Annotated in this window: 1 protein-coding gene; it reads right to left on the bottom strand. The window is 35.4% G+C overall.

Features of this window, described 5'->3' with window-relative positions:
* A partial coding sequence (locus tag SB717_RS35640) for a winged helix-turn-helix domain-containing protein (protein WP_410907672.1) occupies nucleotides 1–274 on the bottom strand: 274 nt, incomplete at both ends.

The raw sequence follows: 274 nt of genomic DNA, 5'->3' as shown, positions 1-274 counted from the left end.
TATCCGACTTTATAGACCGTTTCTAGGTAATCTTCAATCGGAAATCCTTTTTTGCGTAGTTTATCACGGATATTACGAATGTGTGAGTCAATTGTTCTATATTCGATATCTGTTTCATAGCCCCAAATTTTTTCGATTAAATCATCTCGGCTATAAGCACGGTTTGTATTTTGCAAAAATAGTCCGAGTAACGAAAATTCGATAGGAGTTAGCGAGATTTTTTCATCGTACACTGTGACAGTATGTTTCGTTTTATCCCACTCAATACCATTGA

Source organism: Priestia sp. SIMBA_032 (genome assembly GCF_046535215.1).
In the GTDB taxonomy this organism is placed as follows: Bacteria; Bacillota; Bacilli; order Bacillales; family Bacillaceae_H; genus Priestia; species Priestia aryabhattai.
The sequence above is the reverse complement of the archived record's forward strand: the minus strand, read 5'-3'. Positions and strand labels throughout refer to the sequence as shown.